This is a genomic window from Vibrio sp. 10N.222.52.C12 (genome assembly GCF_041474215.1).
Lineage (GTDB): Bacteria > Pseudomonadota > Gammaproteobacteria > Enterobacterales > Vibrionaceae > Vibrio > Vibrio crassostreae_C.
This window is the reverse complement of record NZ_JBFRTR010000076.1, coordinates 1-11,593: the sequence shown is the minus strand read 5'-3', so window position 1 is coordinate 11,593 and position 11,593 is coordinate 1. Positions and strand designations below refer to the sequence as shown.

General features: G+C 44.7%; 11 protein-coding genes and 1 pseudogene. 5 read left to right on the top strand and 7 right to left on the bottom strand.

Annotated elements, in window-relative coordinates; translation table 11 throughout:
- Both AB4623_RS14470 and AB4623_RS14465 read right to left on the bottom strand, forming a co-directional pair.
- A pseudogene (locus AB4623_RS14470) lies at positions 1–546 on the bottom strand (inosine/guanosine kinase); the annotation flags it as partial.
- Positions 547–648: 102 nt separating this feature from the next.
- Positions 649–918, bottom strand: coding sequence for a hypothetical protein (locus tag AB4623_RS14465; protein WP_010439986.1), 270 nt, complete (start codon positions 916–918; stop codon positions 649–651).
- Between the two features lie 204 nt (positions 919–1,122).
- Between AB4623_RS14465 and mnmA the strand changes: the two genes are divergently transcribed.
- From mnmA to purB, 3 genes are all read left to right on the top strand, one after another.
- On the top strand, positions 1,123–2,259 hold the full coding sequence (mnmA, locus tag AB4623_RS14460) for a tRNA 2-thiouridine(34) synthase MnmA (RefSeq protein ID WP_017060260.1): 1,137 nt from the start codon (positions 1,123–1,125) through the stop codon (positions 2,257–2,259).
- Between the two features lie 43 nt (positions 2,260–2,302).
- A complete protein-coding gene (gene hflD, locus AB4623_RS14455; protein ID WP_372146715.1) occupies positions 2,303–2,920 on the top strand; it encodes a high frequency lysogenization protein HflD in 618 nt (205 codons plus the stop codon).
- A 143-nt stretch (positions 2,921–3,063) separates the two neighbouring features.
- Positions 3,064–4,434: an adenylosuccinate lyase gene (gene purB / locus AB4623_RS14450; RefSeq protein WP_372146714.1), complete on the top strand. Its 1,371-nt coding sequence runs from the start codon at positions 3,064–3,066 to the stop codon at positions 4,432–4,434.
- 293 nt (positions 4,435–4,727) lie between these two features.
- Here purB and htpX read toward each other — a convergent pair whose 3' ends face one another.
- The gene (htpX, locus tag AB4623_RS14445; RefSeq protein WP_029235495.1) at positions 4,728–5,591 is read right to left on the bottom strand and encodes a protease HtpX; all 864 of its coding nucleotides are present in this window, start codon (positions 5,589–5,591) and stop codon (positions 4,728–4,730) included.
- A gap of 287 nt (positions 5,592–5,878) precedes the next feature.
- Here htpX and AB4623_RS14440 point away from each other — a divergent pair, with 287 nt between their 5' ends.
- Positions 5,879–6,046 carry a hypothetical protein gene (locus tag AB4623_RS14440; protein WP_017060256.1) on the top strand — a complete coding sequence of 56 codons (168 nt, stop codon included), beginning with the start codon at positions 5,879–5,881 and terminating at the stop codon, positions 6,044–6,046.
- A gap of 114 nt (positions 6,047–6,160) precedes the next feature.
- Here AB4623_RS14440 and bioD read toward each other — a convergent pair whose 3' ends face one another.
- The 4 genes from bioD to bioB are packed head-to-tail and all read right to left on the bottom strand — an operon-like array spanning position 6,161 to position 9,895.
- Complete coding sequence (bioD, locus tag AB4623_RS14435; protein ID WP_017060255.1) at positions 6,161–6,844, bottom strand: dethiobiotin synthase; 684 nt, start codon at positions 6,842–6,844, stop codon at positions 6,161–6,163.
- Entirely contained in the window at positions 6,841–7,644 is an 804-nt protein-coding gene (bioC, locus tag AB4623_RS14430) for a malonyl-ACP O-methyltransferase BioC (RefSeq protein WP_017060254.1), read from the bottom strand. The genes bioD and bioC overlap by 4 nt, the downstream gene beginning before the upstream one ends.
- The gene (bioF, locus tag AB4623_RS14425) at positions 7,645–8,856 is read right to left on the bottom strand and encodes an 8-amino-7-oxononanoate synthase (RefSeq protein ID WP_372146719.1); all 1,212 of its coding nucleotides are present in this window, start codon (positions 8,854–8,856) and stop codon (positions 7,645–7,647) included. It abuts the gene before it with no gap.
- On the bottom strand, positions 8,843–9,895 hold the full coding sequence (gene bioB / locus AB4623_RS14420) for a biotin synthase BioB (protein ID WP_372146713.1): 1,053 nt from the start codon (positions 9,893–9,895) through the stop codon (positions 8,843–8,845). The genes bioF and bioB overlap by 14 nt, the downstream gene beginning before the upstream one ends.
- A gap of 159 nt (positions 9,896–10,054) precedes the next feature.
- Here bioB and bioA point away from each other — a divergent pair, with 159 nt between their 5' ends.
- On the top strand, positions 10,055–11,338 hold the full coding sequence (gene bioA / locus AB4623_RS14415) for an adenosylmethionine--8-amino-7-oxononanoate transaminase (protein ID WP_372146711.1): 1,284 nt from the start codon (positions 10,055–10,057) through the stop codon (positions 11,336–11,338).
- The last annotated feature ends 255 nt before the right edge of the window (positions 11,339–11,593 follow it).

The window sequence follows — 11,593 nt, the reverse complement described above, 5'->3', positions numbered from 1 at the left end:
TTTTTCAGGAATGCTTTCTGGTTTTAATTGGTTCATTTGTCCTTCGCTAATTGCGAAAGTACGTTCACCGTCTTCTGTAATTAATGCAAAGCAGCGACCAATTGCGCCATCTACCCCTTGTAAATGGTTCAGATCCATTCTGCTTGATGTATTACATAAATAGCGATAACCGTAACTACCAATCTTAATATCTTGGCTCATTACACCTAACAGTGTAGAACGGTCATCCGCTAGCACTGAATAGTTGTGTAATGTGTTACCAATTGTGCCACCAGCGTATTCATTGGTAATCAGGCACTGCTCTTTTAATTCTTGATACAAAGATTCAGCGGCTGCGTCGCCAATAACCAGTGAATGTCCCTTGCTCAAACCATACTTCTCAATAAGTTCAGAACTCACCTTTGCTTCAATATCCACCAATGTTTGGTCAATACCGATAATATGAGTGCGTGACATTCTTTTACTGCTTTGAGCTTGGCTCACTAGAGGATCACGAGCGTGAACCGGAAAGTAGTGCTTTGATTTACGTTGTCCAGGGAATTTCATAAGGCTAGTCTAAGTCAAGGGGAAATAGGTGGCGGATTCTACCGCGCTATATTTAACGCGGCAATCTTTCAAACTATAGCAAACGTTTGCTGAAGGTTTTTTTTATTCGCCTTCCATAAAGCTTAAATCAGGCAGCATGCCCAAATGCTCCGCGTAACGTTTTTGATTAAACTCCGCGCCGTTTTTCATAACGTCAAATACTTCAATTGCCAGTGCACATGCCATAGCCGCAATTGCTTCTTCACGTGGAGTGCCTGTCATCATTAAACGCATCAACGTCTCTTTCACTTTCACTGGTTCGCCATCTTCAAGCTGGTTCTCGATGATCTCAATCAGCTCTTCTTCTTGCATAAATTCATTTTGTTCAGACATTTTTTTATCTCAGGTCTTGGATTTCGAGCGACTATGCCACATATACTTCTGACATCCTAGCGACTCACCTCGCTCTCATGCGATTCTCTAACAAAGTCAGCGCACTATTTGTGCAAATGAAACTGTGATTCCGGTCTCGGATCTGTCACGGCGTTTCTCTTTCTGTTAGAATCTGCGACCAAGTAATAGTAACGGTGTTTAGACATGTCAGATATCAGCTCTGGAAACAGCGAAAAGAAAGTAATTGTCGGTATGTCCGGCGGTGTAGATTCGTCAGTATCGGCGTATCTTCTTCAGCAACAAGGCTATCAGGTAGAAGGCCTTTTCATGAAAAACTGGGAAGAAGACGATAACGAAGAATACTGCACGGCAGCTGAAGATCTTGCTGATGCTCAAGCGGTATGTGACAAACTAGGTATCCACCTTCACACTATCAACTTTGCTGCAGAATACTGGGACAACGTATTCGAATACTTCCTTGAAGAGTACAAAGCAGGTCGTACACCTAACCCAGATATTCTTTGTAACAAAGAAATCAAATTTAAAGCATTCTTAGAGTTTGCGGATGAAGTGCTAGACGCAGACTACATTGCGATGGGTCACTACGTTCGTCGTACTTTCCCAACTCAAGAAGAGCTTGATGCTGGCGTAAAACCAGAAATGCTACGCGGTCTAGACAGCAACAAAGACCAAAGTTATTTCCTATACACGCTAAGCTCAGATCAAGTGGCACGCAGCCTATTCCCTGTCGGTGAATTAGAGAAGCCAGAAGTGCGACGTATTGCTGAAGAGCAAGACTTGATCACAGCTAAGAAGAAAGATTCAACAGGCATCTGCTTTATCGGTGAGCGCAAGTTCACTGAGTTCCTAGGCAAATACCTACCAGCACAACCGGGTAACATCGAAACACCTGAAGGCCAAGTGATTGGTCAACACCAAGGTTTGATGTACCACACGCTAGGTCAGCGTAAAGGCCTTCATATTGGCGGCACTAAAGGTGGTGGCGGTAACGAAGAACCATGGTTTGTTGGTGAAAAAGACCTTAAGCGTAATGTACTTATCGCAGTACAAGGTAAAGACCACCCTCTTCTGAAATCAGAAGGCTTGATCGCATCTCAACTTCATTGGGTAAATCGCACACCAATTACTGAAGTTATGACATGCACGGTAAAAACACGTTACCGTCAAACAGATATTCCTTGTACAATCATCCCAATTGATGATGAGAACATTAAGGTTATTTTTGATGAGCCACAAATCGCAGTGACCCCAGGTCAATCTGCAGTGTTCTACCAAGGCGAAGTATGTCTTGGTGGTGGTATCATCGAAAAGCGCATCTAATCAATCAAACGACAAACGATAGAAGACAACTAGGAGTTACTACGTGGCTAATACACTTTATGACCGTACTATTGCTTTCGCCGGAATTTGCCAAGCTGTGGCTTTGGTTCAACAAGTAGCGAAAGACGGCCATTGTGATAAAGATGCCTTTGAAGCTTCACTCAGTGCCATTTTAAATACCAACCCATCGAATACCGTGGGCGTATTTGGACGTGAAGCGAACCTAAAGCTTGGCCTTGAGTGCTTAGTAAAAGGTATCGATAGTACTCCAGCAGGTAGCGATATCACGCGTTACATCATCAGCTTGATGGCGCTTGAGCGTAAGCTGTCTTCTCGCAACGACTCTATGTCTCAGCTTGGTGACCGCATTCAAACTGCAGAGCGCCAAACTGAACACTTTGATCTGTTTGACGAGCAAATGATCAGCAACCTTGCAAGTATCTACCTTGATGTCGTCAGCCCTATCGGCCCTCGCATTCAGGTTTCTGGTACGCCAGCGGTACTTCAACAGACATCGAGCCAGCACAAAGTTCGCGCACTGCTTCTGTCAGGAATTCGAAGCGCTGTTCTTTGGCGCCAGGTTGGTGGTAAACGCCGCCATCTTATCTTCGGTCGCAAGAAGATGATCGAGCAGGCTCAAATCCTACTAGCTCGAATGTAGTTTATTAGCTCGCGCCTCGTCGCGAGCTTGTTTTTTGTATCAACACAACTCTCACGCAAACGATTGCGCAATGTGCGTGACAATTGAGATTGTTACTGGTATAAACCTCTCAAAATTTAGAAAACTCAATTCAGGAGAACACCATGGAACTGTCAGCATTGACTGCTGTTTCACCAGTAGACGGCCGTTACGGAAGTAAGACTATTGCATTACGCAGCATCTTTAGTGAGTTTGGACTACTAAAGTACCGCTCTATCGTTGAAATTCGTTGGTTACAAAAGCTTGCAACAACTGATGCAATCAAAGAAGTACCAGCGTTCAGTGCAGAAGCTAACCAGTTTCTTGATGAACTAGCCGCTAACTTCAGCGAAGAAGATGCTCTACGTATCAAAGAGATCGAGCGCACGACTAACCACGACGTTAAAGCGGTTGAGTACTTCTTGAAAGAGAAAGTTGCTGGCGTTCCTGAACTTCACGCTGTAAACGAATTTATTCACTTTGCATGTACTTCTGAAGACATCAACAACACCTCTCACGCGCTTATGCTTAAAGAAGCTCGTGACACAGTGATTCTTCCAGAAATCCGTAACGTAATTGATGCTATCAAAGCACTTGCGAACGAGTACCGTGATATTCCATTACTGTCTCGTACACACGGTCAGCCAGCTTCTCCTTCTACTATGGGTAAAGAGATGGCTAACGTTGCGTACCGTATGGAACGTCAATACAAGCAAATCGAAAACGTTGAGATCCTAGCGAAAATCAACGGTGCTGTAGGTAACTACAACGCACACCTTTCTGCATACCCAGAAGTTGAATGGCACCAGTTTAGCGAAGAGTTCATCACTGAATCTCTTGGCGTAACTTGGAACCCGTACACAACTCAAATCGAACCTCACGATTACATCGCTGAGCTATTCGATGCAATTGCTCGTTTCAACACTATCCTTCTAGACTTCGACCGTGACGTTTGGGGCTACATCGCTCTTGGTCACTTCAAGCAGAAGACTATTGCTGGCGAAATCGGTTCTTCGACAATGCCGCATAAAGTTAACCCAATTGACTTCGAAAACTCTGAAGGCAACCTTGGTCTAGCGAACGCAGTATTCAGCCACCTTGCACAAAAACTTCCAGTTTCTCGCTGGCAGCGTGACCTTACTGACTCTACGGTTCTTCGTAACCTAGGTGTGGGTGTTGGCTACGCAATCATTGCATACACTTCGACTCTGAAAGGTATTAGCAAGCTTGAAGTTAACCGCGCTGCACTACTTGCTGAACTAGACAAGAACTGGGAAGTATTGGCTGAACCAGTACAAACAGTAATGCGTCGTTACGGCATTGAAAAACCATACGAGAAGCTAAAAGAGCTAACTCGTGGTAAACGTGTAGATGGCGAAGGCATGCGTGCATTCATCGATGGTCTTGAGATTCCTGCAGACGAGAAAGTTCGTCTGAAAGAGATGACTCCAGCAAACTACATCGGTCAAGCAATCGAGCTAACTGACAAGCTGTAATATTCGAATTTCGAATCGCAGAATAGACTAAGGCTTCCCATGTGGAAGCCTTTTTATTGCGTGGAACTAAATCTATCGCCACAAGAATCGTCAACATAAGAACACCAAGCCTTCTCCAATTGATCGACTCGTCTCCTACTGATTCAATTTAATCACCTAGCGACAACTGCACCTCATATCTCATACTTCATGTCTCAACACTTGTTATCTTAAACGCCAAGATCAAAAAAGACCTCCCGAAGGAAGCCTTTCAAATGTATCTTGTCGATTAGCGACTGAAGAATACGTAGCGATTACATGTTACGTAGAGAAGCAATACGCTTGTCTAGCGGCGGGTGGCTCATTAGAAGCTCTGTTAGAGACTTCTTACCGTTGATACCAAATGCCATCATAGAACCTTCTAGTTGTGGCTCATGGCTCACCTTTAGGCGCTCTAGCGCTGCAATCATCTTCTCTTTACCTACTAGGTTCGCTGCACCTGCATCGGCATGGAATTCACGATGACGGCTGTACCACATCGTAATGAAGCTTGCTAAGAAACCAAATACCAATTCCAACACCATAGACACACCGAAGTACACCATCATGTTGCTGCCACCCTCTTCTTCGTTGTCATTCGACGCAACAATGTTGGCGATGAAACGAGATAGGAAGATAACGAACGTGTTCACTACACCTTGCATTAACGTCATGGTCACCATATCACCGTTCGCGATGTGGCTCACTTCATGCGCTAATACTGCTTCAGCTTCATCACGCGTCATGTTGTGCAGCAGGCCTGTTGATACTGCTACCAATGAATCGTCACGCTTAGCACCTGTCGCGAATGCGTTGATGTCTGGCGAGTCGTAGATCGCCACTGTTGGCATACCAATACCAACTTGTTGAGATTGACGGCTTACCGTCTCCATCAACCAATGTTCTGTTTCGTTACGTGGGCTTTCAATGACCATGCCGCCTACCGAGCGTAGCGCCATTTTCTTCGACATCATTAATGAAATGAATGAGCCGCCAAAACCAAATACCGCAGCCATCACCAATAAACCTGAGAGGCTACCGGGTTGCATACCTGTAACTGCGTATACAACATTAAGAACAACACTTAGTACCAATACAACCGCTAGGTTAGTTGCAAGGAACAACATTACTCGCTTCATTACTTATCTCCGCATGAAAGCTGTTTTTATAAAACTTATTGTTATAGACAAGGCAGACAGCAATAGATTCCAACCTTGAAGACTTATACTTACTTATACTTACTTATACATATAGTCTTAGATTAAGAAAACAAGGTTAAGCATTAAATTGCAACATTTGATTACGAGACCATATCCGAATTAAATCCACTCTATTAGACCTAAGTCGTATGGTGTCGATATAACAATCCGTTTACAGTGACTTCAGATGATTTATTGGCTAGTCCATGTACAAAAAGGAAAGGATCATGGTTGAAGGTACTAACACTCAAATGGCTATCGATTTACTGTGCTGTCACCTAGGGATTACTGAAGAAGAAGCGAAAAAGCAGGTTGGAATCCTAACACCGCAAACGGCACAGACAAAAATCACAGAAACTCAGCAAGCTTTAATGGGACTGACTAAAGAACATTAGTTCTAAGCTTGTTTATTAAAAGACCGGTTGTTTATCAACTCAAGGTCTAAAGGCTTAAAATAGCAAAAGGGCTGCAATCGCAGCCCTTTTCTTATTTAGTACATAACGTGGTAATTAAAGCGCAAGCAAAGGCTGCACATCAATGTACTTACCAATGTTTTTAGACTTCGCTTTTGGGACGTAAGGGATTTCACCTAACTTAGGTGCACCTAACTTATCTTCAAGCATCGCAATAATATCTGCGTAGTGCTCAGTACCTGGATTGATACGGTTTGCGACCCAACCTACTAGGTTTAGGCCATCAGCACGAATCGCTTCTGCCGTTAATAGAGCGTGGCTCAAACAACCAAGTTTAATACCCACAGTCAGTACCACTGGCAGTTGCTCTTTTTTAACCCAGCTAGAAAGATATTCATCGTCTGAAACCGGGACTCGCCAACCACCAGCACCTTCAACTAACACGATGTCAGAGTTTTTCTTATGCTCTTCTAGCTTCGCTGATAATACCGCCTCATCAATTACAACACCATCATGCTTAGCAGCGATGTGAGGCGATGATGGTAGCAACAACGCGTATGGATTGACGTCTTCGTAAGCAATATCTTGCGTCGCCGCTTCTTGAAGATGCAGTGCATCACTATTACGTAGTCCTTCAGGGGATTTTTCACTCCCTGCAGCAACTGGCTTGTAACCAATTGTTGATAAATCTTGTGCGGCCAAAGCTTGAAGAATCGCTTTTGAAACCACAGTTTTTCCCACTTCGGTATCCGTACCTGCAATGAATAATGCATCAATCATAATTGAATAACCCCTAAACAAACTTGATATGTTGCTGGTAAGAAACCTTGATGGTTCTTAAACTCTCGATATTCCCGATCAACAAGCTGCAACATGCGACGACTTGTTAAACCTTGTGAGCGACCACTTACGTGATTAGCGCCGATACCTTTAAGGTCGCGCATCAGTTCAAACGCAGTGTCGTACCAAACGGTGATGGTGGGCAAGTCTAGTTGATGAACGGTACAGCTAGATTGCGCTAACGCAATTTTTACCTTATTGATTGTAATAAAATGGTTAACGTGTTGATGTGCGTCAATTTTGGACCACGACTTTTTCAGTTCAAACAGCGACCCATCAAGCAAAGTTGAGAAAATAACACGCCCACCAGCCGCTGTAACACGCTTCATCTCTCTCAAAGGCGACGACAAATCGTCACACCATTGCAACGCAAGGCTAGAGAAAACGATGTCAAAGCACCCATCTTCAAACGGCAATTGTTCGGCATCGGCTTGTTGATATAAAGATACAGATGCACCACACCGCTTCTCTGCTGTTGCTAGCATTCCAACAGAAAGATCAGCGCAAACCACTTCGGCGCCTCGTTTTACAAGTTGCTCGGAGAAATAGCCAGTACCACAACCTAGATCCAGCACCTTAAAGCCTGACAGATCGCTGGGTAATTTATCCAGTAATCGGTGGCCAACATCGCGTTGAAATTCAGCGTGTTTGTCATAGGTTGTTGCCGCTTTACCAAAGGCTTCGGCAATCGCACTCTTATCTTGGCCTACGTAATTATGCACTACTGCTTCTTGTGACATTTACTGAGCCTCTTTCTTTAATTCAAAGCTTGGTTCTATGCTTGGTTGGCTTCCAGAGTCGTTGCTTCGCTCTATTGCTTGAAGCAACGAGTCAGTTAGCTGAAGAATCTGTTCCTGACTGTGGTTGGCCGTTAAGGTAATTCGTAAACGAGCAGTCCCTGTCGGAACGGTTGGTGACCTTATCGCTGTTACCCAAACTTGGTTACGCTTTAATTCTTCGGCAATAGATAATGCAGCTTGAGCTTCGCCAATAACGAACGGCTTGATTGGGGTCTGAGTATCAACAAAGCCTTTCACGCCACTCATCTGCTCAGCATAAAGAGCGCCAAGTTCTGTCAACTTCTCACGACGCCACTCTTGCGTCTGAATCATCTGACAAGCATGAGACAAAGCCACCGCTTGTGAAGGGGGCATCGCTGTCGAATACACATGATGACGAGCAAACTGAGTTAAGTAGTCACCCACCTCTGACGAACAAAGAATCGCAGCACCAGAAAGGCCAAATGCTTTACCAAAGGTCACCACCAAGATATCAGGTGAGATTTGTGCCGCACTGCAGCTCCCAGCCCCTTTATCACCTAATACGCCAATACCGTGGGCATCATCAACCGCCAACCAACTGTCGTATCGATTAGTCAGGTTAAATATCTGGCTCAGAGGCGCTTGATCGCCGTCCATGCTGAACACACCCTCAGTCACGACCAAGGATTGTGGAGTGCGACTCAAGAGCGACTCTAAATGTTGCGTGTCGTTGTGCTTAAAGCGTTTCATGGTTGCAGGTGAAAGTATCCCCGCTTCCATCAGGGAGGCGTGGTTAAGTTTGTCTTGCAACAGAGAGTCGTCTTTTTCGAGCAGAGAAAACAACAAGGCTTGATTAGCACTGAAACCAGAACTAAAGAGAATGGCACGTTCAAAGCCGAGCCATTCACACAACTGAGCCTCTAAATTTCGATGAGCAGGACTAAAACCTGTGACCAATGGCGATGCCGCACTGCCGGCACCATACTGAGAAAGTCCAGTTTGCCACGCATTCACCAACTCAGGATCGTTTGCCAAGCCTAAATAATCATTACTCGAAAAATTAATGAAGCTAGAACTTTTGCTAGTAAGCAAAGGACCATTACTGTTTTCTAACACCTTAAGTTGACGAGTTAACCCTTGCTCACGGCGATGAGCAAGAGCACTTTTGATACGAAGTTTAAACAGTGGCATCGTAGAACATGTCATCTTTCGTTGGACGAGCAGCAACGCGCTCCACCACTTGATCTAACAGTTCGTTTTCTTGAATTTCATCAGGCTTCTGAGCCACTTGTTGGCTGTTGATACCTAACTTCTTAAACAGCTGCATATCCGTGTCTTCATCTGGGTTTGGTGTAGTCAGTAACTTACAACCGTAGAAGATAGAGTTCGCGCCAGCCATGAAGCACATCGCCTGCATCTGTTCATTCATATTCTCGCGACCTGCAGATAGACGAACCGCTGACATTGGCATCATGATACGAGCAATCGCAATCAACCTAATGAAGTCAAAAGATTCAACATCATCGACGTTTTCCATCGGTGTGCCTTTCACTTTCACGAGCATGTTGATTGGCACACTCTCAGGGTGTACCGGAAGGTTCGCTAGCTCTACCAGCAGGCCTGCACGGTCATTGGTACTTTCGCCCATACCAATAATGCCACCAGAACAGATCTTCATACCGGCATCACGTACGTGAGATAGCGTATCTAAACGATCTTGGTAAGTACGAGTGGTGATGATGCTGCCGTAAAACTCGGGAGACGTATCAAGGTTATGGTTGTAGTAATCCAAGCCTGCATCCGCTAACTCGCCAGCTTGATCAGGGGTTAACATGCCTAGTGTCATACAGGTTTCTAGACCCATACCTTTCACACCTTTGATCATATCAGTCAAGTGAGGCATATCGCGTTCTTTCGGGTTTTTCCACGCCGCGCCCATACAGAAACGAGTCGAGCCCGCGTTCTTGGCTTTTTGCGCCGCATCCAAAACACGCTCTACTTCCATTAGGCGTTCTTTGTCGACATCCGTTCGGTAGTGAGCACTTTGAGGACAATACTTACAGTCTTCAGGACAAGCACCAGTCTTAATCGATAGAAGCGTACTCACCTGCACGTGGTTGTGCTCTTGGTACCGTCTATGAACCACTTGAGCTTCAAACATTAAATCCATAAACGGTTTTTCAAGCAGTGCTGTTACTTCAGCAACTGTCCAGTCATGACGAACTTCCACGTGTCGATCCTTTTTTATTATTTGATGTTTCATCTCTATCAATAGAGATTGCATTTATGCTTGGCTAGTCTACCGACAAGCTTTAGACTGTCAACACATTGATAATATCAAAAGTTTACATCTGGTTATTTTTTAATCACACCAAGAATGGAAGTTACTATGGATCTCGCCTTTGATCGCCAGCATATCTGGCATCCCTACACATCAACGTTAACACCTCTGACCTGCTACCCAGTCACCAACGCAGACGGTGTTTACCTAGAATTAGAAGGCGGAAAACGAATTATTGATGGTATGTCATCTTGGTGGTCAACCATCCACGGCTACAATCATCCAGAGCTAAACGCTGCAGCTCATAGTCAAATCGATAAGGTTTCACACGTTATGTTTGGTGGCATCACCCACCAGCCCGCTATCGATCTATGTAAGAAGCTTTTGAATCTCGCGCCAAGTAATCTTGAGCATGTATTCTTGGCCGATTCAGGTTCAGTGGCCGTGGAAGTTAGCCTTAAGATGGCACTGCAGTACTGGCATGCTAAAGGGCAACCTCGTTCAAAGTTCCTAACGCTAAGAGATGGTTACCACGGCGATACCTTCGCGGCAATGTCGGTGACCGATCCAGATAACTCGATGCACAGCCTCTACAAAGGCTTTTTGCCTGAGCACATTTTCGCTGATTCGCCAAAAACCGGCTTTTGGGATGAGTGGAATTCAAGTGACATCAATAGCTTTCGAGAGAAACTCACAGCCCATCATGAAGAGGTTGCCGCCGTAATCTTAGAGCCTATCGTTCAAGGCGCTGGCGGCATGCGCATCTACCACCTTGAGTTCCTAAAACAAGTTCGCTTGCTGTGTGATGAATTCAACGTATTACTTATCTTGGATGAGATTGCGACCGGATTTGGCCGAACAGGCAAACTGTTCGCCTGTGAGCATGCCGATGTTCAACCAGATATCTTATGCGTTGGAAAGGCGTTAACTGGCGGCTATATGACGCTGTCAGCGACGCTTGCGAGCAAAGAAGTCGCAGACACCGTATGTGGCGGTGAAGCGGGGTGTTTTATGCACGGGCCAACCTTTATGGGCAACCCTTTAGCTTGTGCTGTGGGTGCAGCAAGTTTATCCATCATCGAGCAAGGCCATTGGAAAAATCAGACTCAACAGATTGAACAACTCTTTTCTGAGTTGCTACCACCGTTGCGAGAGCATGATCTTGTCAAAGACGTTCGTTGGTTAGGCGCTATTGGCGTTGTTGAAACACATACACCTGTCGATATGGAAACCATTCAAGCGCACTTTGTAGAGCAAGGTGTTTGGATCCGTCCTTTTGGTAAGTTAATTTATATGATGCCTCCCTTCATTAGCCAACCGGAACATATCGAACAGCTTGTTTCATCGATCGATAAAGCACTCCGACAACCTGCTTGCTTCAAGCCAAGTTGATTTAACAAACGTCATTTAGAAATACCAAAAGCCTATAAGCCGCCCATAAATACCAACGGCGGCTTATCCTTCACGCGAAAAATCAGATAGCCATAAAAACGTCTCTAACCGTTGTTTCATCTCGATAACACCCAAAAATAAAATTAATCTTCACCACAAAAATAATTAGCAAAAGAGTATTAGCTGTTGGATAAATAGCCGTCATAAAATAACGAGACTTTTTTAATTCTCTAATCTTATGAAAACCTATCTCTC

Coding starts and splice junctions, on each gene's coding strand:
- AB4623_RS14465 (WP_010439986.1), bottom strand. CDS start 918: ATGTCTGAACAAAATGAATTTATGCAAGAAGAAGAGCTGATTGAGATC.
- mnmA (WP_017060260.1), top strand. CDS start 1,123: ATGTCAGATATCAGCTCTGGAAACAGCGAAAAGAAAGTAATTGTCGGT.
- bioD (WP_017060255.1), bottom strand. CDS start 6,844: ATGATTGATGCATTATTCATTGCAGGTACGGATACCGAAGTGGGAAAA.
- AB4623_RS14440 (WP_017060256.1), top strand. CDS start 5,879: ATGGTTGAAGGTACTAACACTCAAATGGCTATCGATTTACTGTGCTGT.
- bioC (WP_017060254.1), bottom strand. CDS start 7,644: ATGTCACAAGAAGCAGTAGTGCATAATTACGTAGGCCAAGATAAGAGT.
- htpX (WP_029235495.1), bottom strand. CDS start 5,591: ATGAAGCGAGTAATGTTGTTCCTTGCAACTAACCTAGCGGTTGTATTG.
- purB (WP_372146714.1), top strand. CDS start 3,064: ATGGAACTGTCAGCATTGACTGCTGTTTCACCAGTAGACGGCCGTTAC.
- bioF (WP_372146719.1), bottom strand. CDS start 8,856: ATGCCACTGTTTAAACTTCGTATCAAAAGTGCTCTTGCTCATCGCCGT.
- bioA (WP_372146711.1), top strand. CDS start 10,055: ATGGATCTCGCCTTTGATCGCCAGCATATCTGGCATCCCTACACATCA.